This window comes from Acidisoma cellulosilyticum, from assembly GCF_020621385.1.
In the GTDB taxonomy this organism is placed as follows: Bacteria; Pseudomonadota; Alphaproteobacteria; order Acetobacterales; family Acetobacteraceae; genus Acidisoma; species Acidisoma cellulosilyticum.
The window spans coordinates 58,571-80,522 of record NZ_JAESVA010000014.1; the positions used below are offsets into that span (position 1 = coordinate 58,571).

Consider the following 21,952-nt stretch of genomic DNA (forward strand, 5'->3'; position numbering starts at 1 on the left):
GGAAGAAAAATGTATAAAACAAAAGACGGCGAAGAAATCTTCGTGATCGACGGCCATGTTCATCTTTGGGATGCAAGCCCGGCGAACCAGCGCAATATCCACGGCGCCGAATTCATCAACTGCTTCTACGGCTACCACACCGCGCTCAGCCCCAAGGAGGAGCTGTGGTCGCGGGAGAAGTTCGAGAAATACGGCGCCGAGACGATGTATGAGGATCTTTTCGTCAAAGGCTATGACGATATGGCGATCTTCCAGCCGACCTATCTGAAGGAATTCTACACCAACGGCTTCAATACGCTGGAACAGAATGCCAGCCTCGGCACGCGCTATCCCGAGCGGTTCGTCATCAACGGTGCTTTCGACCCGCGTCACGGCGAAGCCGGGCTTGAGCAGCTGGAGGCGGATGTCGAGACATACAAGCTGAAGGGCGTCAAACTCTATACCGCCGAATGGATCGGCGACAGCAAGGGCTACAAGCTGTCGGATGATCACGCCAAGCGCTATCTGGAACGGGCGGAAAAACTCGGCATCAAGAATATCCATGTCCATAAGGGCCCGACCATCCTGCCCCTGAATCGTGATGCCTTCGATGTCGCGGATATCGATGACGCTGCGACCTGCTTTCCCAATCTGAACTTCATCGTGGAACATTGCGGCCTGCCGCGTCTCGATGATTTCTGCTGGATTGCGGTGCAGGAGCCGAATGTCTATGCGGGTCTGGCCGTGGCACTGCCCTTCATCCATAGCCGACCGGCCTATTTCGCCCATATCATCTCCGAATTGCTGTTCTGGCTCGGTGAGGATCGTATTCTCTTTGGCAGCGATTACGGTATCTGGACGCCGAAATGGCTGGTCGATGCCTTCATGAACTTCGAACTGCCGGATGACGTGCGGAAGGAGACCAAGGTCGATCTGTCATTGACCGCCAAGAAGAAGATTCTCGGCCTCAATGCCGCGCGTATCTACAATATCGACATCGAAGCCAAGAAGGCTGCTTTGGGGTATCGCCAAAGCGTTGCCGCCGAATGAGCCGCGACAGCGAGGTCTGGCGCCAGCTTGGGACGGTCGTTGATCCCGAGCTGGACGAATCCGTGACGGAGCTGCGCTTCGTCACGGCGGTCGCGATCGATGCGGCAGGGGCCGTGCAGGTCACCTTCCGTCTGCCGACCTATTGGTGCGCGGCCAATTTCGCCTTTCTGATGGCGGAGGATATGCGGCTGGCGGTGGCAAGCCTGCCCTGGGTGACCGAGGTTGAGGTCGTGCTCGGCGAGCATATGTATGCCGAAACCATCAATACCGGTATCGCGGCCAAACGCTCCTTCCAAAGTGCCTTCGGTGACGCCGCCGACGGCGATCTGGAAGCGGTGCGCCGCACCTTCCTCGTCAAGGCCTTCCAGCGCCGGCAGGTGGCGCTGGTGGAGCATCTGATGGCGAAAGGCTATGCGCCGGAAGCCCTCGCCGGTCTGGCCATCGCGGGACTTCGCAGCCTCGACAACGACGATGCGCTGACAACCCTCATCGCGCGCTATCTCGACCGTCGCGCGGTCGTGGGACCCGCCGATGATCTGGCACCCGCCTTCGTCGATGAGGCTGGTCTGGCGGTGCCGCCGACGGCCTTCCGCGCCCATATCCGCGCGTTGCGGCGGGTGGCGGTGAATGTGGAGTTCAACGGCGCGCTTTGCCGGGGGCTTTTGGCTGCACGCTTCAATGAGGAGGAGGCGGCGGACCGCGAACCCGGCCTGCTCGACTTCATCCATGCCTTGCCGGCCGAGAAACGCAGCGGAGAGACGCCATGGCCAAAATGATGCTGCATGACGACGAAGCGCGCCAGGCTCTGGGGCGCGGCGTCGCCAAACTGGCGCGGGCGGTGCGCGGCACGCTCGGCCCGCGCGGCATGAATGCGATCATCGACCGGCCGATCGGCACGCCGCTCGTCTCCCGCGACGGCGTCAGCATCGCGCAGGAGATCGAACTGCCTTGCCCCTTCGAGAATATGGGCGCGCAGGTGCTGCGGGAGGTTTCCAAGCAGACCAATGACGTCGCCGGGGACGGCACCACCACGGCGACCGTGCTGGCGGATGCCCTGGTGCAACAGGGCTTGCGGCTGCTGGCCGAAGGGGCCAGCCCGGTCGATCTCGTCGCCGGGCTGGAACTGGCCGTGGCGGAAGCTCTGACCGCTTTGCATCGCAGTGCCCGGCCCTTGTCCGGCGCTGAGGAGACCCTGGCGGTCGCGACCATCGCCGCGAATGACGCTGATCTGGGCAGAATGGTTGCCGAGGCTATCGAGCGCGTCGGCGCGGACGGCATCGTCACTGTGGAATTCGGCACCACGGTCGAAACCCTGCTGGAGGTCGTGGACGGCATGTCCTTCGACCGTGGCTATCTGTCCCATCACATGGTGACCGATATCGAGCGCATGCAGGTGGTGCTGGACGATCCGCTGATCCTGATGACCGATCTCAAACTCTCCAGTGCCGAGGATGCGAGTGCCATCGAGGCGCTGCTGGAAGGCAGTCGCCGGCCGCTGCTGATCATGGCGGAGGAGGTGGCGCCGGGCTGCATCATGCAGCTGCTTGGCCGGCGGGATCGCGGCCTGCCGCCGGTCGCCGCCATCCATCCGCCCGAATACGGCCATTGGCGTCGCGCCATGCTGGAGGATATCGCCATCGTCACCGGCGGCCGGGTCATCGCGCGGGACCTTGGCGGCACGCTGGCCGGCGTCACGCGGCGGGATCTGGGCGAGGCGCGGCAGGTGCGCATTTCGGCGAACCAGACCATCGTCAGCGCCGGCGGCGGGGACCCCGCGACCGTCGCGGCGCGGCGGACGCAGGTCATGCGGCAGCTGGACGCGGCGCCGCAGAATATCGAGCGTGACAAGCTGCAGGAACGGCTCGCCAAACTCTCCGGCGGCTCCGCCATCATTCTCGCCGGCGGCGCCACGCCGGTCGAGCAGAAGCGTCGGGTGCAGATGATCGAGGATGCGATCAACGCCACCCGCGCGGCTGTGCAGGATGGGGTGGTCGCGGGCGGCGGTACCGCGCTCGCGCAGATCGCGGCTGATCTCACGCCGATGATGGAGCGGCTGAGCGGCGGCAAACGCCTGGGGGCGCGGCTGCTGCAAACGGCTTTGACCCAGCCCCTGGCCAGTATCGCGACCAATTGCGGGCTGAAGGCGGAGGAGATCGTGCCGCGCGTTGTCCAGGCGCCGCGCGGCTATGGTCTGGACGCCAGGCAAGGCGAAATCCTGGCTCTGATGCCGGCGGGCATCCTCGACCCCGTGAAGGTGAGCGCCACGGCGCTTCGCAATGCGGCCTCCGTCGCCGGGTTGATCCTGACCACGCAAACCCTTGTCGCCAGTATTCCGGATGGGCATGACCCGACCGCAGGTCCCGCTTTGGGGGGTGGCGCGGAACGGTTGGGCCGGGCCTGATACGACAAGCTGGTAGTTCCCATCTGATCGGCGCTATCCTCCCGGCAAAAGAATGCGCCGCTCAGGCGTCGAACCGCTCGCGGGCTACCGCGAGCGACAGGGAAGGGGTAGCCATGCCAGGCCCACAGCCTGATCCGCAGGGCTTGCGACCGTTCAATATCCAGCACGGCAGTGCTGGCCGCGACACGATGTGCGCCTGGGAAAGGTTCCTGACGGAAGACCCGCAAGGCACCGACCCCGTGCGCAACGTCGTCGTCTCCTCCTGGCTGCGCAGCCGGGAGCTCGGCATCAATCCTCGCGGGCGTTCCGCGCCGCTCGCGGCCCGGGGCGATGCGATGGATCATCTCCGCGACCGCCATGCCGATCTTCTGGGCGCGGCCGCGGATGTTTTTGCCATGTCGGCGCCGCTCCTCGGCGGCTCGCGCTCGCTCATGCTGCTCACCAATCCGGACGGCATCGTCCTGGATGCCATCGGCGACAATCAGACGCTGGATGCCGGGCAGAGCATTCACCTGATGCAAGGCGGGGATTGGCGGGAGGATACGGTCGGCACCAACGGCATCGGCACGGCGCTCGCCACGCGCCGCCCGGCGCAGGTCCATGCGTCGGAGCATTTCTGCGAGGGTATCAAGGCCTGGACCTGCGCCGCCGCGCCGATATTCGAGCTGGGCACGGGGCAGGTTCTTGGCATCCTCGATATTTCCGGCCCGACCACCACCTATCAGCGCAATAATCTTAGCCTTGCGGTCTCGATCGCCCGGCAGATCGAGATGGTGCTGAACGAGCGGGCGAGCCGCGAAAGGATGCGGCTGCTGGAAGTCTGTCTGGAGCGTCTGTCGGCCCGCGACGTCGCGGGACTGGTCGCGATCGATCGTGACGGGCGGCTGGTCCATAACAGCGGGCGCCTGTCCAATCTGGTGCCATTGGGGCATCGGCTGCCGGGGCTGGATCGGCATGCCGCGGTCGAGGACTGGGCTTTGGCTTTGCCGGCGCCGCTCAGCGCCGATTGGTTCGATGTCATCAGGGTTGATGGGCGCGCCATCGGCGCGGTTCTCGTCATCCCCGAGCAACCTTCCCCGCGCTCTGCCCCAGTGGACTTGGCCGAGGCCGGTTTCGGCGCCATCATCGGCCGCAGCCCGGCCTTGGCACAGGCGCTGACCCGCGTCCGCCAGCTGCGCGGCAAGCGCGTGCCGATATTGATCGAGGGCGAGACAGGCACCGGCAAGGAGCTTTTTGCTCGCGCTTTGCATGGTGAGGTGCGGGACAGCCATCCCTTCGTCGTCTTCAACTGCGGCGCCGTGGTCAAGGATCTGCTGGCGAGCGAATTGTTCGGCTATATCAGGGGCGCCTTTACCGGTGCGACGGCCGCAGGCGCCATCGGCCGTTTCGAACAGGCCCATGGCGGCACGCTTTGTCTGGATGAAATCGGCGAGATGCCGCTCGACCTGCAATCCATCCTGCTGCGCGTGTTGGAGGACGGCATCATCTATCGCCTGGGCAGCGGTCAGCCGCATGTCGTCGATGTGCGTTTGGTCGCCATGACCAACCGCAATCTGTTGGAGGAGGTCGCGGCCGGGCGCTTCCGCCGTGATCTTTATCATCGTCTGAGCGTGACCCGCATTCAGCCGCCACCCTTGCGGGACAGGACGGGCGATGTCGATCTGCTGATCGCGCATTTCAACCGGCTCTTGGCGGCCAGACATGGCGTGTCAGAGCGTATGTTCGAGCAGCAGGCCATGCGGCTGCTGCGTGACTACGACTGGCCCGGCAATGTGCGGGAGCTGCGCAATCTAGTGGAAAGTCTGTTGCTGATGTCCGAGACCGCGTCGGTGACGGAGGAGGAATTGGTGCGGCTGCTTGAACCGGCGGCCATCCATTCGGACGGGCTTGGCGCCGCGCAACATGGCAGTGCCAGCCTTGAGGATGCAGAACGCGTGGCCATCATCCAGGCGACGGGCCAATGCCACGGCAATCTCGCGGAAGCCGCCCGCGCGCTGCGCATTTCCCGCAGCACGCTCTATCGCAAAATGGACCGTTACGGCCTGTCACATCGCTGACAGGTGGTCAGGCCTTGCTACTGATAGCGGCCGCCGCGCTGCAATACTTCGATCTTGTAGCCGTCAGGGTCGGTGAGGAAAAAGAAGCGGGCCAAAGGCTTGCCGTCATGCTCCATGGATTTCAGCGGCGTCGGCGTCAGATCGGCGGCCAGCAGGCGCGCATGCAGACCCTCGATATCCTCGACCGACACCGCCAGATGGCCATAGCCGTCGCCGAGGGTATAGGCCTCGTCACGACCTTTATTGACGGTCAGCTCCAGTTCGAAGCCGCTTTCGTCATCGGTCAGATAGATGAGGGAAAAGCTCGCGAAGTCATAACGGTCCTTCACCTTAAGCCCGAAGGCCTTGCCGTAAAAGGCGATCGATCTTGCATCGTCCAGCACACGGATCATGCTGTGGATGAGTTTCATGAGATCAGGCTCCGTACCATCGAGACAGGAAATTGCGGCGGACAAACGTCATCCCGCGTCAGCGATCCTACGCGACAATGAACCGGTCTCGATACTAATTCTCGTGGACCGGACAGGATATTCGGGGAATGTCGTTACCGGTCGGACCAGACGGGCAAAGCCGGTGGCGGCGTGATACCCGCTATCGTCTCGGCGAAGGCGAGCAAAGACGCGTCCTGACCGAAGCCCGCGACCAGCTGAACGCCGATCGGCAGGCGTTCTTTTGATACAGCAACCGGAAGGCTGATGGCGGGAAGCCCGGCGAGATTGATCCAGCCGGTGAAGATCGCATGGTCGCGCGGGCCGGCCTCGCGGCCATCGATGCGGTCAGGGTAAGGGGTATCGGCTGCCCAGGGCAGCGCCGCCGCACTCGGTGTCAGAACCAGATCATACTGCGTGAAAAGATCAGCGAGGCGCAGGCGGAAGGCCGTCACCCATTCCAGGGCTTCGGTGTAATCGGCGCCGGTGATCGCGCGGCCCTCTTGCGCCATGGTCTGCACGGTGGTGCCGGCCTGAGCTTCGAAACCCGGACGCCAACCCATAAGATAGGCGACGCCGGCGCGCGAGATGACGAACCAGGTGCGATTGGCGGCCGTAAGGTCGAAGAAGACCGTACCGTCGAAGACCTCGGCGCCCTGGCCCGCCAGGGTCGCCGCGAAGGCCTGGGTTGCGGACGCTACCTCGGGGTCGACCGGCGCCGCGCCGAATTGCGGAATATAGAGCACGCGCGGTTTGCGGTTCGGCCAGGGCGCCGGTTTCGCGAAAAGGGAGCGGCGGTCACGCGGGTCCGGCCCCTGCAGGATGCTGTCGAGCAGCCGCGCATCGGCCAGGCTGCGGGTCAGCGTGCCGATGACTTCGAAGTCGCTCAGGATCGCGGGAAATCCCCAAAGCCGGGGCATATGCCCGGTCGAGGGTTTCCAGCCGACAAGCCCGGTATGGCTGGCCGGGCGGCGGATCGAGCCGCCGCCATCCGTGCCGATTGCGGCCGGCACAAGCCCGGCCGCGACACCGGCTGCCGCACCGCCGGACGACCCGCCGGGGGTCAGGTCGCGGTTCCATGGGTTGCGGGTGACACCGAAAAGATCGTTCCGCGTATAGCCCTCCAGCGTCAGTTCCGGGACATTGGTCTTGCCGAGAATGACGGCACCGGCCGCGCGCAGACGGGCGACCGGAAGCTCATCCTGCTCCGGCATGAAATCGGCGAGAGCGCGGCTGCCCCAGGTCGCCGGCAGCCCGCGCACCAGGATATTGTCCTTGATCGACAGCGGCACGCCTTCCAATGGGGAGCGCGCGGCCCCTTGCGCCAATCTCGCGTCACTGTCGCGCGCGGCGGCCAGGGCGCTGTCCTTGTCGATGGCGACGAAGCTGTTAAGGCTCGGGTCGCGCTCGGCGATCCGCGCCAGACAGCGGTCGAGCAAAGCCTCCGCCGTCAGGCTGCCCTCACGCAAGGCCGCGGCGATGTCACCCAGATCCTCGGGCATGCGATCCTCCTTGGCCGGAACGAGTGTCACAGCGGCTTGCCGATGAAGGCAGGCAGTTTGGTCGATCGGCCGAGACCCGCCAGCACGGCGATCGCGATCAGATAGGGCATCATCTGCACGACATAGGAGCTGACGGGGATGCCAAATCCCTGCAGCCGAAACTCCAGCGCCTCGGCCGCTCCAAAAACAAGGCAAGCGGCGGCGGCGCCCCAGGGGTGCCAGCGGCCGACGATGAGGGACGCGAGGGCAAGATAGCCGCGGCCGCCGGTCATGCCGTCCGTGAAGGTGCCGACCTGTTGCAGGGACAGCACGGCACCGCCCAATCCTGCGATGGCGCCGCAACTGATGACGGCGATCATGCGCAGGCGCTGCGGATCGGCCCCGGCCACGAAGACGGCTTCGGGGTTTTCACCGGTCGCGCGCAGCAGCAGGCCGGTCTGCGTGCGAAACAGCAGGACGGACAGGCCGGCGCAGCCAAGCACCGCCAGATAGGTCAAGGGCGGGTGGGAAAACAGCAGCGGCCCCGCGACCGGAATGCGGGACAGGCCGGGGATGGGCCAAGGCCCCAGCGGATCGACCTGGATCGCGGCGGTCCCGGCCAGGATGTGCAAAAGATAGGTGGTCAGGCCGAGCGCCAGAATATTGGCGGTCAGGCCCGTCACCATATTATCGGCGCGGTATCGCACGGTGACGATGGCGACGATCAGGCCGATCGCGCCCCCGCCCAGAACGGCGAGCAGAAGCCCGACGGCAGCGCTGGATGACGCCCAGGCGCCGATGACGGCGGAGAATGCGCCCATCAGCATCATGCCTTCCAGCCCGACCGCGAAAACCCCGGCGCGTTCGGACAGGATGCCGCCGAGGGCCGCGAAAATGAGCGGCGTCGCGATCCGGATGGCGGCGGCGAGGAAATCGATCATGCGCGGCGCACCGTGGCGGTGAGGATGAACAGCATGGTGATGCCTTCGATGACGACGACCAGCGCCGAAGGCACGCCGATCTGCCGCTGCATGGCAAGCGCGCCCGTCTCCAGCAATCCCACGAACAGCGCGGCGGGGATCACGGCCGCAGGTTCCAGGGCGCCGAGCAAAGCGACCGTCACCGCCTTGAAGCCGAAACCGGTCGAGAAGCCTTCGATCAGGCGGTGATGAAGGCCGAGGATTTCCACGCCGCCACCGAGCCCGGCAAGGCCGCCGGCGGTCAGCATGACGCCCCAGGTGACGGCGGCGGTCGAAAATCCGGCATAGGCGGCAGCCGCGCGGGATCGGCCGGTGACGCGGATCGCGAAACCCCAGGGCGTCTTCCAAAGCAGGAAGGACAAGGCGAGCGAAGCAAACACGCCGATCAGGATGCCGATGTGAAAATAAAAATGCGGCACGCGCCACAGCCAGACGGCGCGCGGCATGGCCGGGGATTGCAGGAAGCCGGCGCCGGGCTGGCCGAGCGGACCCGAGAGGACGAGTTGCACGAACAGGAGAGCGACAAAGTTCAGCAGCAGCGTCACCAAAACCTCATGGACGCGGCGGCCGAGATGGATGGCGGTCGCAACGGCCGCCCAAAGCCCGCCGCAGAGAATGGCCGCGATCAGGGCCGCGATGGCGGTGATGACGGTCGGCGGTCCGGGCCAGGCCAGCACCGTCGCGGCCGTGCCGATTCCGCCCATCGCGATTTGGCCGTCCGATCCCATATTGATGACGCCGGCGCGAAAGCAAAGCGCGAGCCCTGCACCCGCGAGAAGATAAGGGCAGGTGCGGTTGAGCACGGTGCCGATCTGATAGGGGGACCCCAGCGCCCCGGCGAGCATCGCCCGGAAAGCGGTCAGCGGGTTATGGCCGGCAAGCGCCACCAAAACGGCGGCGCAAAGCATGGACAGGCCGATCGCCACCAGAATGCGCGGAAACAGACCGTCCCGGCGCAGGCGAAAGGCAAGGCGCGGGGCGCCAGCGGTTTCGCTCATGCGGCCCGTCCGGACATCCAAAGGCCAAGCTGCGGCATATCGATCGCCGCGCGGGCCATGATGCCGGCGATGGTGCCGCCGGCGATGACGGCGACGCGGTCGCTGATCGACAGCACTTCTTCAAGCTCCGATGAGATGTAGATCACGCAAGCGCCGGCGTCGCGCAAAGCGATCATGCGTTCCAGCACGAAATGCGTGGCCCCCGGATCCAGGCCCCAGGTCGGCTGATGCGCGATCAGCACGGCGGGATTGCGGTCCAATTCGCGGGCGATGACGATCTTCTGCTGATTGCCGCCGGACAGCCGGCTTGCCGGTGTCGCGGGGGAGGGGGCGCGGATATCGAAACGCTGCATAAGGGCTTTCGCCTTGGTAAGGCCGGCCCGGCCGGCGAGCAGACCGTGGCGGCGATAGGGCGCGCGCCGGCTGTCGCGCAGCATCAGATTATCCGCGATCGTCATGCTGCGGACGAGGGCGGTGCTGCTGCGGTCGGCGGGCATATAAGCGAGGCCCGCTTGCATGCGCGCGTTCACGGTCGCGCGTGTAATCTCCTGCCCGTCGAGGCTGATGCGACCGGCCGTCGCGCGGCGCAACCCGGCCAGGGTTTCTGCCAGTTCCAGCTGTCCGTTCCCGTCGACGCCGGCGATGCCGAGGATTTCGCCGCCGCGCAGGGTGAGGTCGATCGGTCCCAGTCCTGGGCCGCTCAATCCCTGGATATCAAGCCGGATCGGGCCGGGCGCGATCTCGCCGAGGATTTGCGGTGCGGTGACATCGCGGCCGACCATCATGCCAGCAAGCCCGGCGCGGCTGGCCCCGGCAACCGGCGCGCGGCCTGACACCTTCCCCGCGCGCAGCACGGTCACGGTATCGCAGACCGCCATGACCTCCGGCAGCTTATGGGTGATGAAGACGATGCCCTTGCCGTCCTGCCGCAAGCGTCTGAGGATCGCGAGCAGTTCGGTGACCTCGGACGGGGCCAGGTTCGATGTCGGCTCATCCAGAATAAGCAGTTCGGCTTCGCGCAGCACCGCTTTCAGGATCTCGATCCGCTGCCGGCGGCCGAGGGGAAGATCGGCCACGCGGGCGAAAGGATCAAGCGCCAGTCCGAAACGTTCGCTGGTTTCGCGGATGCGCGCGGCCATGGCGTGGCGACCCAGCCACCATCCGGATTCCTTCCAGCCGAGCATGACATTCTCGACGACTGTCATCGCCTCGACCAGCATGAAATGTTGATGGATCATGGCGATGCCGGCGGCCATGGCATCGCCCGGGCGATGGCCGGCCAGTTCCTTGCCGCGAAACACGATGCCGCCGCCGTCGGGTGGCACCATGCCGAACAGCACTTTCATCAGCGTGCTTTTGCCGGACCCGTTCTCGCCGAGCAGGCCGACGATCTCGCCGGCATGGACATCGAGATCGATGCCGTCATTGGCGCGCAGCTTGCCGTAACAACGGACTATTCCGCGCATTTCCAGAAGTGCGGCCATCGGACCTCGACCGGATCTGGCAGCGGTCCGGTGATCTGGACCGCTGCCTTGACCTGTCTCTCTCTTGCCTCAGCTACCGGGGCGGGCGTCGTGGTCGGTCGGCACGACCTTGAGCTTGCCGGAGGCGAAATCCGTCCCCATCGCGTCGATCTCGGTAACGACGGCTGCCGGCACCACAGGATTGAAGGCCTTGCCCGGCAGATAGCCGAAGGAAGCGCCGGTCACGGGGGCGGTGTTATAGCCATATTGCACGAAACTGCCGAGAAGCTTGCCCGCCTTCACCTGATCGGCGACATTGCCGATCATTGCCGGCCAGTCCTCCAGAATATTCGTCAGCACCAGATCGGGCGCGATCTTTGTCTGATCGAAGCCGCGCCCGGTGACATAGACATGCCGTTCCTTGGCGGCCTCGACCAGACCGGCTTCGGCGGCATTCAGCTTGCCGGTCAGGACGTCGGCCCCTTGATCGATCAAGGACAGGGCGGCCTCCTTTGCTTCGGCCGAATCTTCCATATCCTTGATATAGATGATCGAGACCTTGGCGCCGGCCTGGGTGGCGCAGATCCGGAACCCACCGGCCTGGGCGGTGATATTGGGCACGCCCTGCAGACCATAGACGCCCGCGACCTTATGGGTCTTGCTCATGCGCGCGGCCAGCAGGCCCAGCTGGCAGCCGAATTGCGCGTTGTTCCAGTCGATCGACATAACGTTCGGCGCCTGACCTTCGTTGCCGCTGACGGCAATGAATTCGACCTTCGGAAAATCGGGCGCGACTTCCTCCATGGCCGAGACGAAACGCCCGGAATGGCCAAGGACGATGTTATAGCCCTGGCTTGCATAGTCGCGCAGCGCATCCGTCTCGTCGGCATCGGCGACATTCTCGGAATAGGCGATCGTGAAGCCGTGCGGCTCCAGGCTTTTGACGATCGCATAGCCGAGCGCGTTCCAGCTTTGATCGTTGATGCTGCCGGGCAGCAGAATGGCGGCTTTGTCGGCGGCCTGCGCGGGGGACAAGCAGGTGGCGCCGAGCAGGATGGCGGCACCGGCGGCCAGACCTTGGCAGCGACGGACCAGGCGTTTCGTCGTCATGACATTGACCCTCGGGTTGTGACGCTAGTCCGTTTGTGAGATCCGGCTTTGGTCAAGGCCAGTGCGGTCGCCGGACCCGCACCGCGTCTATTCCCTTATAGCTTGACGATGACGGCGATCGGCGCTTCGCCGGGCCGGCATTGATGCTCGGTCCCACCGGAGATGAAAATTGCCGAGTCTCCGGTGACCGAGGTCAGCACGGCGCCGAGTGCCGCGCGGGCGTGACGTTCGTAATGGATATCGGCATCCGACAGCATGGTGGTGCGCCGTCCACGCAATAGGCCATTGGCCGGGGCTTCGGCTTTGGCGAAGATGGCCTGGATACGGTCGATTTGGGGTTGGACGGCGGGGTCGCCCGCCGCGTCCCGTGCCGCCATGTGCACGGCCTCGGCGTCGACGATATCGCGCAGCACGGCATGGCCGATGCGCAGATCGCCGCCGGCCTGGTCGGAATTGCCGAAGACGAGGATCTCGCAATTCCGCAACTCGCCGCCGGCCGAGGTATTCGCGACCGAGGAATAAAGGTCCATGCGCTGGGCGATGACGGTGTCGTCAAGCGCCGCCTCGTCAACCTCACCGAGTGCCAGGGCCACGCCGAGCGCGGTCGCCCCGCGGGCATAGGGTTTGGACCCGTTCGGATCGCGCGTCACCAGCGTCGCGCCGCGACGGTCCGCGTCGGCGACAGCAGCCGGGGTCAGCAACGGCCCCTTGACTTGGACATAGTGGACGTCGCGCGGGTCGGTGATCGCGGCCTCCGCCTGGGCGGACCGCACGGCATCCGCGACCAGGCGCACCTCGGCCATGGTGCCGACTTCCTCGGGCGCGAGGTCGCGGGTGACGGCGATACCCAGTGCCAGGCGCTTCTCGCCGTTGACCGGCGCCTCCGCCGCGCTGCGCGTGAAGATGGTGGCATGGGGGCTCAATACGCCTTCCGTGCCGCCGGACCAGACGAAGGCGATCCTGCGGCCGACCTCTTCCGCCGATATCGCCAGATGGCGGGCGAGAGCCAGGGAAAAGGACAGGGTCGCGAATCCGCGCGTGAAGTCGTTGGCGCCGCCATTGCCTTCCGTCTTGCCGATGAGGGCGACGATTTCGCGCGGATCGACCGCGCCGCTGTCGATCAGACGCTCCAGACCCGAGACATCGCTCGGATTTGCCATCGCTACCTTATGGACGCCTATGCGCAAGGCAAGCTCCTTTATCCTCTAGGCAAGAGTGGACGTCCTTGCTGCGCTGCGCAACTGGGCTGGGGCCGATTTTCTACGCGGCACCCTGCGGCCAGCGGAGTTCCGCTAGGATGCGCTGGCCGGACCGGGCGAGCGCCGCGCGAATAGGCCCGAGGTCGAAGCCAAGCAGCCGTCCGCCGCGTTTATGCCAGCGGCCGGCGATCATCACGCTGTCGATGCTGCCCGTATGGGCATGCATGATGAGCGTGGCGACAGGGTCATGCACCGGCCAAAGATCCAGATCATCCGCCCGCACCAGGATGAGGTCGGCCTGTAACCCTGGCGCCAGACGCCCGATCCGGTCCTGTTGGCCCAGCATGCGCGCGCCGTCGCGCGTAATCCAGGAGAGGGCTTCGCCTGTGCGAATGGTCGTGGTGGGGGGAATGGCGCCGGTCGTTACGCGCGATGCCGCATTGTCGAGCGCCCGTTGATGGGACAGCGCCGCGCGCGCGACCGCGATCATACTGCCGCCGACGACGCTTTCAATATCGACGCCAAGCGACGGCGCGACACCGAGCGCGCGTAATCGTCCGGTGATGGGATGGCCATGACCTTGGATCATCTCATTCTCGGGCGCGACCGAGAATGTCACGCCTTGGGCCGCGAACCGCGCGAGACGATCATCCGACAGGTCATTGCCGTGGACAATGTTGATCAGCGGCCCGAGGAGATTTTCGGCCTCCAGCACGTCCCAGCCTTCCGGCGTCTTGGCGGCACCGCCGCCCTGATGCATGGACGCGATGAGGCCGAACTCACGGGAGAGACGAAAGTCGGCAAGGGCGACCTCCAATGTCGCGTAATGCGGCCCAAGGATTGCCATGCCAAGGCTGAGCTTGCCGCTGCGCGACGAGAAGGGGCCGGCGAGCAGACGCTCGATCTCCCGGCGCGGATGGGGGATTTCGGAGAAATGCCGCTCGCCCGGTCGCGGGTCCGGTTTGGGCGAACCATGAAAGAAGGCCGCACGGATGCCAGATTCCTGCAGGGCCGCGACTGCCGCATCCGTATGGGCGGGCGTGGGGTTGTTATGGCACCAATCCACCAGGGTCGTCGTGCCGCTGTTGATTTGATTGAGGGCGCCGGCGAGCGTCGCGATGCCGATATCCTCGGGCGTGAAACGCGTCGCCAGTCCCGCATGCACCCATCGGAAATATTCGAGCAAGGTCCAATTGGCGGCGGCCGAGCGCAACCCCGTCTGCCAGGTATGCATATGGGCGTTGATAAAGCCGGGAGCGACGATCCAGCCTGGGGCTTCGACGATCTCGGTATTGACGTCGGATAGGTCGAGAGAGGGGCCGATCGCGGCAATGCGATCCTCCTCGATCAGGATATCTCCGCTGGAAAATTCGCCAAGGTGCTCGTCCATCGTGACGATGACGGCGCCTCGTATCATGATCCGATGCATGGCTTTACCAGTCATTTATATTGTGGAATTTGTTTTTGTTATTGCTTGATCAAATTACCAGATGGCCGAATTCAGGCGGTCCATTTGGACTCGTAGTTATTGTCTTTGAACCGGTTGAACAGAAACTCATTGAACAAGCGGACCTTGGCCGGCACATGTTCTCGCGTTGGAAAAGCGATATTCATTGTCAGGCGAGGCAGATCCCAATCGTCTAGTAGCCGGACAAGCTGACCCGATTCAAGCGCCGAATAAATAATATAGGCGGGCTGCGCCAAAATCCCGAGACCGCCGATGGCCGCCGCCTGGATGACCTGCCCGTCATTCGCCGATAAAAGGCTCTCGACCCTGACTGTAAGCTTGGAATCACCCTTGGAAAACGCCAATTCGTTCGGACGATCTGCGAGCGTGTAGAGCAGCATCTTATGATCCGCAAGTTCACTCGGGTGCCGCGGTGTTCCATGCTGCGCGATATAATCCGGCGAGGCCGCCAGCAAGCGCCGCGTTTCCGCCAGGCGGCGGATTGTGACCGAGGAATCGGCTTCAACCCTTCTGGTGCGGATCGCCAGATCCACGCCATTCTCCAAAAGATCATAGTATCGGTTTGAGGCAACGACATCGACGGTGACGTTCGGATAGCGGCGCGTGAAGTCCAGCACAATCGGGGTGAGATGTTCGATGCAGAAAGACAGCGATGCGCTGACGCGCAGTAAGCCGGTGGCGTTCAGCGCCTGTTCGGTCGCGGCCGCTTCCGCCTCACGCATCGTCGCCAGAACGGTTTTGCTGCTCTGGAAAAACTGCTGACCGACCTCGGTGAGATAAAGCTTTCTCGTCGTCCTTTGAACCAGGCGAACGTTCAGCCTTGTCTCCAAAGCCATGAGGTGGCGGCTCGCGGCGGAGTTGGACAGGCCTAACGTCTCAGCGGCCCTGGAGAGGTTTCCGAGTTCAGCCGCCCGCACGAAAAGCTCAATCTCCGCCCATCGATCCATGCCACCCTCATTCTTGCATCAATTGGGATAGTGTTTCCCTTTTTTGCGCTATTTCCCCGCCTTCATCAAGGGTAGTCTCCAAATCCAATGATAAGGGATGCAAGATCCCGGGGAGAAAGCGATCAATGATCCGACAACCTGCGCACGCGATAGCGGCGGCGAGGGACAGTGTGCTGTCCCACTAAAAGTTCAAGAATAAATCGATGAATTGCAGTGGAAGTTAGCATGATAAAGCACATCGTCATGTGGAACCTGCTTGGGGATAGTCCAGAGGAGAAGCTGTCGGCCGCGATGCAAGTCAAAACGGGTTTCGAGGGGCTTATCGGTCAGATTCCAGGCTTGATGCATCTTGAAGTCGGCATCGATATCAGCCGCGTGTCCTATGCCTGCGACATGGTTCTTTATTCTGAGTTTACCGACGGCGACGCCCTGGCCTCCTACGCCAACCATCCCGCCCATCTCGACGTGCGCGACCGCATCGCGGGCCTGCGGATCGCGCGCTATCAGGTTGACTATCCGGCGCCTTCCGATTCCCCGTATCAATCAGCATCAGATTTTCGCTGATCATCATAAAATTCAATTTATGAATAACGAAGACAAGGTCGGGCAGTATCGCATGTGAGGTCTCGTCGGGTAAACCGACAAAGTGCTGCACCGCAATAAGCCAGATGAGGCCAAGCGCGACCGAAGCCAGGTAATGTCATGCGCTTGACGTCACGACCTGCTATCGCGTAACGATTAAAAAAAGAACACTTGTGCGGTTTACGCACAATATCGGGAGGATAAATTGACCTCTATCAACCTATCTCGGTCAGTCTTGCGTGCTGCCGCTCTGGGCCTCGGTCTCGTTGTCGCCGGGGGCCAGGCGCAGGCAGCCGAACCCGTTCTCGGCTATGCGGCGGGCTTCCTCACCGACCCGTTTCAGGCGGTCCTGGTGCAACAGGCATTGGCGACGGCGCGGGCTGAGGGATTTCACACATTGCCGGCGACAAACGCCAATGGAGATGCCGGCAAGCAAATCTCGGACATCCACAATCTTATCGCGACCGGCGCCAAGGTTCTGATCATTAACCCCACGGATAGTGAGGCGATTATTCCGGCTCTTGCCTTCGCGGCCAAGAAGAAGGTTCCGGTGGTTGCGATCGATACGGCGCCGGCCGGCGGGTCGCTGGCCATGGTCGTGCGCGCCGACAATGCGGCCATGGGTGCGCAGGCTTGCCAGCAAATCGGCAAGGCGCTTGGCGGCCAAGGCATCGTGCTCTCGCTGATGGGTGACCAGGCCACGACCAACGGGCGCGACCGCACGACCGGCTTCAATACATGCCTCAAGGCCAGCTATCGGAATATCAAGTTGATTCAGGAGCCGACCAACTGGAAGGCGGACCAGGCGACGGCCATTGCGCAGACAATCGTCACCTCGACACCGAAGCTTTCGGCGATTTATATGCAGAGCGACTCCGTCATGCTGGCCGGCGTCGTCAATGTGTTGAAGACGGCCCATAAGCTCAAACCCGTAGGGCAGCCGGGCCATATCGTGCTTGTCAGCATCGATGGAACGCCTTTGGCTTTGCAGGATATCCGCAAGGATCTGCTGGATTCGGTCGTCTCCCAGCCGCTCAATCTCTACATCAAATACGGCGTCTACTATGCCAAGGCCGCTCTGGCAGGAAAGACCTTCGCACCCGGCCCGACCGACCATGACAGCACAATCATCGCCAAGGGCAAGATCGAGATGGATCTGCTGACGGCGCCGATCGTGACGAAGGCGAATGTCGATGACCCATCCCTGTGGGGCAATCAGACGAAAAGCTGATGATCCTGGTTGAAGGGATAGGCTCATGGTGAGCAGCGTTTTATCCTCCGCTCCGCGGGCGACCGATGGTGCGGCTGCTGCCTTCGCTTTGAAAACGGAGAAGGTCAGCCGCAGCTTTGGACCGACGCGCGTATTGCATGACGTGAGCTTTTCTGTTCCCGTCGGCGACTCGCGTGCTTTGGTCGGCCGCAACGGCGCTGGCAAATCAACCCTTGTGGCCATTGTCACCGGCATGCTGTCGCCGAGTGCGGGGGTGGTGGAACTGGCGGGATTGCCGGCCCCGGCCCTGGGTGACAGGGCGGCCTGGCGAGAGCGCGTAGCCTGCGTCTATCAGCGTTGGACGGTCATCCCCACGCTGACGGTGGCTGAAAATCTCTACCTCAACAGCCAGCCGCGCAATCGTCTCGGTTTGATCGGATGGAACCGGCTTCGCGAGCAGGCGCGTGCGACGCTCGCGGAATGGGGCCTTGACGTCGAGCCGGACCTCATGGCGTCGCGCCTGACGGTGGAGCAAAGACAGATCGTCGAAATCGGTCGTGCTCTGCTGCAGGGAAGCCGGTTGCTGATCTTGGATGAGCCGACGGCGGAATTGGAACGGCGCGAGGTGCATCGGCTCTTCGACCGTATCCGCCATCTGCAGCAGAGTGGCGTCACCTTCATCTATATTTCCCATCATCTCGAAGAAATCTATGAAATCTGCCGCAGCGTGACCGTCTTACGGGATGGTCTTCTGGTGGCCGATGCCCCGCTCGGTGACATGCCGAAGGGCGCGCTGGTGCAGGCCATGGTGGGTGCGGCGGCGGGGGCGGCGCGTGCCGCACCGGTCGGCCGCGAGACGGTCGGGCCGGCTGCGCTCACGGTCAAGGATTTGGCGATCGGCACCCTCGTCCAGGATGTCAGTTTCAATCTCCAGCCCGGCGAATGCATGGGGCTGGCAGGACTGGCGGGGTCCGGCAAGGAGGAGATCGGTGAGGCGATCATTGGCCTTCGCCGCTACAAGGGTCTTATCCAGACGGCACAGCCGGGCGACCGCATCGGCTATGTGCCGCGTGACAGGCATGAGCGCGGCATCCTGCCGCAGCTCTCCATTGCCGAGAATCTTACTGTCACCGTCACGGATAGTTTCGGGCGCTTCGGCTTCATCTCGCCGCGTCGGCAAAACGACCGCGCCAGCGCACTCGTGCGCAGCCTTGGAATCGTCAGCGCATCGCTGAAGCAGCCGATTTCGGAACTCAGCGGCGGCAATCAGCAAAAAGGGCTGATGGGCCGCGCGCTGGCTTCCGCGCCGAAGGTATTGGTTTTGGTCTCGCCGACACAAGGTGTCGACATCGCGTCCAAGGAGGCGTTGTTCGGGATCGTCGCCAAGGCCCAGGCGGAGGGCGCGGCGGTGCTGATCATTTCCGATGATCTTGACGAGCTTGCCGTCTGTGATCGCGTGCAAGTCATATTCCGGGGCCGTCTGACAAGGCAATTCGGTCGAGATCGCAACGACGAGGATATCGTCGCTGCGATCGAAGGATTGGAGGAAGAACAGCATGGTTGATGTTGCTATCGCCGCGCCGCGCGGCCGAGGGAAAAGCAGGGCCTGGGTTTCCCGGTTGCAATTGCGTGAGCTTGTCCTATTGCCTGTGATCATTCTGGCAATGATCGCGGGCGCTATCGTCAATCCGTCATTTCTGACGGCAGACAATCTCATCAATATTCTGCAGCAGTGTTCGGAACTCTCGATTCTGGTCATCGCCGAGTCCTTGATTTTGATGTGCGGCATGTTCGATCTGTCGCTTGAATCCATTGTCGGCTTCTGCCCCATGCTCGCTGCCTGGCTGATCGTGGCCGATACCACGGAGGGCGGCTCCGGCTTCGGGCTGAACGGCTTCGTCGCGATCGCCCTCGTTCTTGTGGCCGGTGCGGTCATCGGCGCCTTCAACGGCTTTCTGGTTGTGCGCCTCAAACTCAATGCCTTTATTGCGACACTCGCGATGCTGATCCTGCTGCGGGGCACCACAATCGGCATGACTAATGGGCGGACGTTGTTCGATCTGCCGCCGGAATTCCTCTATCTCGGCTCGGCGACCTGGTTCGGCATCCCGGTCTCCATCTGGATCGCCGGATTCCTGTACCTGATTTTCGGCCTGCTGCTGCGCTATCACCGGCTGGGTCGGGCGCTTTATGCGATCGGCGGCAATCCGGAAGCGGCAAGGATCGCGGGTATCCCTGTCGAGCGCATCACCTGGGGTGTTTTCGCTTTGGCCGGGCTATTGGCGGCGCTGGCCGGGCTTATGCTGACCGGCCGCATCGCCTCGGTGGTGGCAAGCCAAGGCCAGAACCTGATCTTCTATGTCTTCGCGGCAGCTGTTATTGGCGGCATCAGCCTGAACGGCGGACAAGGGCGACTGCTTGGCGCGCTGACGGGTGTCATTCTTCTCGGCATTCTGCAGAACGTCCTGACCTTGTCGCAGATCGCCGCTTTCTGGATCGACGCCGCCTATGGCGCCATCATCCTGCTGTCCCTGATCGTCACCCGCTTTACCGGTGAGGCGCCGCGCCGGGCCTGAAGCCTGGGACGTGACGCCGCTTAACTCTCTCGTGCGAGGTTGAAATGTCACTTGCTGATCTGATCCGGCTGGATGGTCGCGTTGCCTTGGTGACCGGTGCGGCGCGGGGCATGGGCGCTGCCATTGCCGAGGAGCTTCTCGCCTTGGGTGCGACCGTCGTCCTGTCCGATCAGTCGCCCGCCGTCCGCGACACAGCGGAAGCCCTGGGGCGTGGCGGCGGCAAGACGGACGCGATCGTGACGGACGTCACCGACAGCGCTTCCGTCGACAAGACGATTGCGGAGGTCGTCGCCCGCCATGGCAGCATCGACATTCTGGTCGCCAATGCCGGCATCGCCTATGAGGAGCCGACCACGACGCATTCCGATGAAAACTGGCGGCGTGTCATGGCCGTCAATGTCGACGGTGTGTTCTTCGCGGTTCGTGCGGCTGGCCGCCACATGGTCGCCGCGAAACGCGGTGCCATCGTCGCCATATCATCGATCGCGGGTGTCACCAGCGTGCGGCCGGAATTGCATATCGGCTATGACGTGTCGAAAGCGGCCGTCGCGCATCTTTGCCGGAATGTCGCGGTTGAATGGGCATCCTCCGGCGTTCGCGTCAATGCCGTCGGTCCGGCCTATGCGGATACGGAGATGCTGGCGGAGGTCGGTCGCACCCGGCCGGAAGTTATGCGCGCCTGGCTCGCGGATATGCCCATCGGACGGTTGATTGCACCGCGGGAAGTGGCCCAGACGGTCGCCTTCCTGGTCTCCGACGCGGCGTCCGGAATTACCGGGCAGAATCTGATGGTCGATGGCGGCTACTCCGCCGCCTAACACCCTTTGCAATCGAGAGAAGCTATGATCAGCGACCAGCGTATTCTTGCCGCCTATTGGACCCTGGCCGGGGACTGCTTTCCGGGCGGAAAGACCGAGGTCAGCCCTTATGCGTTTGAAACGCGGGTGGCAGCGGCGGCCGCCGCCGGCTATGGCGGCATCGGCCTTGTGCATGCGGATATCCAGCACTTGCGTGACGCCCTCGGCTTCAGCCGGATGCGGGCCATATTGGATGCCCACGGCATGCGTGATCTTGAGGTGGAGATTTTCAGCGACTGGTTTGCCAATGGCGAGCGCCGCGCGAGATCGGATGTGATGCGCGCGGATCTTCTCATTGCCGCGCAAGAACTAGGGGCCAGCCATATCAAGATCAGCGGCGATATGGACGGTGCCGACTGGCCGCTGCCGGTGATGGCGGATGCTTTTGGCACGCTCTGCGCGGAAGCCGCGCGGGCGGGCACGCGTGTCGGGATCGAGATCATGCCCTGGTCCAATCTCAGCACGATCGCGAATACCATGCCTGTGGTCAATGCGGCCAATGCGAAGAATGGCGGTGTATTGCTCGATGTTTGGCATATGGTACGGGGTCATGTGCCGTTCGAGGATATCGGCCGCCTGCCGGCCGACAAAATCATCTCGATCGAGTTGGATGACGGGCCTGCTCAACCGGCGGCGGACCTCTGGCATGAGACGCTGCATGACCGCCTTCTGTGCGGCGAGGGCGCTTTCGATATTCCTGGCTTCCTGTCTCAGGTTGCGCGGACGGGCTATGACGGCCCTGTCGGCGTGGAGATATTGTCGAAAGATCACAGAATCCTGCCGCTGGACCAGATGGCGCAGCGTGCGTTTGATTCGGTCAAGAAAGTCCTGGCTTAAAATCGGACAGATTGACAATTCCTGGAGAAAGACAGCATGCGCTTTGTGGTCCATTGCCTCGACAAATCGGGCGCACTCCCGCTGAGATTGCAGAATTATGAAGCGCATAAAGCCTATCTTGCCTCGGGGGTCGTGCGGACAGTGGTATCCGGCCCATTGGTCGCGGATGACAGGGAAACCATGATCGGATCGATGTTCATCTTCGAAGCGGACAGCAAGGACGATGTCATCGCTTTCAACACGGCAGATCCCTTTAACAAGGCCGGCATATGGGGATCGGTCAGTATCAACGCCTTCCTGATGCGCGTCGACAATCGCGGATAGATGAG

The 21,952-nt window shown here is 63.4% G+C and carries 20 protein-coding genes; 11 read left to right on the forward strand and 9 right to left on the reverse strand.

Translation table 11 applies throughout. The features are described 5' to 3' along the window. Positions 1-9 precede the first annotated feature (9 nt). The 4 genes from ACELLULO517_RS25170 (at position 10) to ACELLULO517_RS25185 (ending at position 5,487) form a co-directional block, all read left to right on the forward strand. The gene (locus ACELLULO517_RS25170; protein WP_227310208.1) at positions 10-1,029 is read left to right on the forward strand and encodes an amidohydrolase family protein; all 1,020 of its coding nucleotides are present in this window, start codon (positions 10-12) and stop codon (positions 1,027-1,029) included. After that, positions 1,026-1,805 (forward strand): metal-sulfur cluster assembly factor, encoded by a 780-nt coding sequence (locus tag ACELLULO517_RS25175; RefSeq protein ID WP_227310209.1) that lies wholly within the window; start codon positions 1,026-1,028, stop codon positions 1,803-1,805. Before ACELLULO517_RS25170 ends, ACELLULO517_RS25175 begins: the two co-directional genes overlap by 4 nt. Beyond that, positions 1,793-3,430 carry a molecular chaperone GroEL gene (gene groEL / locus ACELLULO517_RS25180; protein ID WP_227310210.1) on the forward strand — a complete coding sequence of 546 codons (1,638 nt, stop codon included), beginning with the start codon at positions 1,793-1,795 and terminating at the stop codon, positions 3,428-3,430. The genes ACELLULO517_RS25175 and groEL overlap by 13 nt, the downstream gene beginning before the upstream one ends. Before the next feature lie 113 nt (positions 3,431-3,543). Then, the gene (locus ACELLULO517_RS25185) at positions 3,544-5,487 is read left to right on the forward strand and encodes a sigma-54-dependent Fis family transcriptional regulator (protein ID WP_227310211.1); all 1,944 of its coding nucleotides are present in this window, start codon (positions 3,544-3,546) and stop codon (positions 5,485-5,487) included. Between the two features lie 17 nt (positions 5,488-5,504). On the opposite strand, the gene ACELLULO517_RS25190 is transcribed toward ACELLULO517_RS25185, so the two are convergent. The 9 genes from ACELLULO517_RS25190 to ACELLULO517_RS25230 all read right to left on the reverse strand — a co-directional run bounded on the left by ACELLULO517_RS25190 (position 5,505) and on the right by ACELLULO517_RS25230 (position 15,561). Beyond that, entirely contained in the window at positions 5,505-5,897 is a 393-nt protein-coding gene (locus ACELLULO517_RS25190; protein ID WP_227310212.1) for a VOC family protein, read from the reverse strand. A 134-nt stretch (positions 5,898-6,031) separates the two neighbouring features. Continuing rightward, on the reverse strand, positions 6,032-7,417 hold the full coding sequence (locus tag ACELLULO517_RS25195; protein WP_227310213.1) for an amidase: 1,386 nt from the start codon (positions 7,415-7,417) through the stop codon (positions 6,032-6,034). Positions 7,418-7,443: 26 nt separating this feature from the next. Further along, positions 7,444-8,337 (reverse strand): ABC transporter permease, encoded by an 894-nt coding sequence (locus ACELLULO517_RS25200; protein ID WP_227310214.1) that lies wholly within the window; start codon positions 8,335-8,337, stop codon positions 7,444-7,446. Continuing rightward, a complete protein-coding gene (locus tag ACELLULO517_RS25205) occupies positions 8,334-9,374 on the reverse strand; it encodes an ABC transporter permease (RefSeq protein WP_227310215.1) in 1,041 nt (346 codons plus the stop codon). Before ACELLULO517_RS25205 ends, ACELLULO517_RS25200 begins: the two co-directional genes overlap by 4 nt. Then, on the reverse strand, positions 9,371-10,858 hold the full coding sequence (locus ACELLULO517_RS25210; RefSeq protein WP_227310216.1) for an ABC transporter ATP-binding protein: 1,488 nt from the start codon (positions 10,856-10,858) through the stop codon (positions 9,371-9,373). Before ACELLULO517_RS25210 ends, ACELLULO517_RS25205 begins: the two co-directional genes overlap by 4 nt. A 69-nt stretch (positions 10,859-10,927) precedes the next feature. After that, the gene (locus tag ACELLULO517_RS25215) at positions 10,928-11,947 is read right to left on the reverse strand and encodes a BMP family protein (RefSeq protein ID WP_227310217.1); all 1,020 of its coding nucleotides are present in this window, start codon (positions 11,945-11,947) and stop codon (positions 10,928-10,930) included. Positions 11,948-12,042: 95 nt separating this feature from the next. Then, entirely contained in the window at positions 12,043-13,134 is a 1,092-nt protein-coding gene (gene atzD / locus ACELLULO517_RS25220; protein ID WP_227310218.1) for a cyanuric acid amidohydrolase, read from the reverse strand. A gap of 73 nt (positions 13,135-13,207) precedes the next feature. Continuing rightward, positions 13,208-14,563, reverse strand: coding sequence for an amidohydrolase family protein (locus ACELLULO517_RS25225; RefSeq protein ID WP_264481660.1), 1,356 nt, complete (start codon positions 14,561-14,563; stop codon positions 13,208-13,210). Between the two features lie 83 nt (positions 14,564-14,646). After that, complete coding sequence (locus ACELLULO517_RS25230) at positions 14,647-15,561, reverse strand: LysR family transcriptional regulator (RefSeq protein WP_227310220.1); 915 nt, start codon at positions 15,559-15,561, stop codon at positions 14,647-14,649. Between the two features lie 225 nt (positions 15,562-15,786). Between ACELLULO517_RS25230 and ACELLULO517_RS25235 the strand changes: the two genes are divergently transcribed. The 7 genes from ACELLULO517_RS25235 (at position 15,787) to ACELLULO517_RS25265 (ending at position 21,947) form a co-directional block, all read left to right on the forward strand. Next, positions 15,787-16,125 carry a Dabb family protein gene (locus ACELLULO517_RS25235; RefSeq protein ID WP_227310221.1) on the forward strand — a complete coding sequence of 113 codons (339 nt, stop codon included), beginning with the start codon at positions 15,787-15,789 and terminating at the stop codon, positions 16,123-16,125. A gap of 253 nt (positions 16,126-16,378) precedes the next feature. After that, positions 16,379-17,374 (forward strand): sugar ABC transporter substrate-binding protein, encoded by a 996-nt coding sequence (locus ACELLULO517_RS25240; RefSeq protein ID WP_227310222.1) that lies wholly within the window; start codon positions 16,379-16,381, stop codon positions 17,372-17,374. 25 nt (positions 17,375-17,399) lie between these two features. Further along, a complete protein-coding gene (locus tag ACELLULO517_RS25245) occupies positions 17,400-18,917 on the forward strand; it encodes a sugar ABC transporter ATP-binding protein (RefSeq protein WP_227310223.1) in 1,518 nt (505 codons plus the stop codon). Then, the gene (locus ACELLULO517_RS25250) at positions 18,910-19,929 is read left to right on the forward strand and encodes an ABC transporter permease (protein ID WP_227310224.1); all 1,020 of its coding nucleotides are present in this window, start codon (positions 18,910-18,912) and stop codon (positions 19,927-19,929) included. The genes ACELLULO517_RS25245 and ACELLULO517_RS25250 overlap by 8 nt, the downstream gene beginning before the upstream one ends. Positions 19,930-19,973: 44 nt before the next feature. Next, entirely contained in the window at positions 19,974-20,747 is a 774-nt protein-coding gene (locus ACELLULO517_RS25255; RefSeq protein WP_227310225.1) for an SDR family NAD(P)-dependent oxidoreductase, read from the forward strand. Positions 20,748-20,771: 24 nt separating this feature from the next. Beyond that, a complete protein-coding gene (locus ACELLULO517_RS25260) occupies positions 20,772-21,623 on the forward strand; it encodes a sugar phosphate isomerase/epimerase family protein (protein ID WP_227310226.1) in 852 nt (283 codons plus the stop codon). A 36-nt stretch (positions 21,624-21,659) separates the two neighbouring features. Then, positions 21,660-21,947 (forward strand): YciI family protein, encoded by a 288-nt coding sequence (locus ACELLULO517_RS25265; RefSeq protein WP_227310227.1) that lies wholly within the window; start codon positions 21,660-21,662, stop codon positions 21,945-21,947. Positions 21,948-21,952 lie beyond the last annotated feature (5 nt).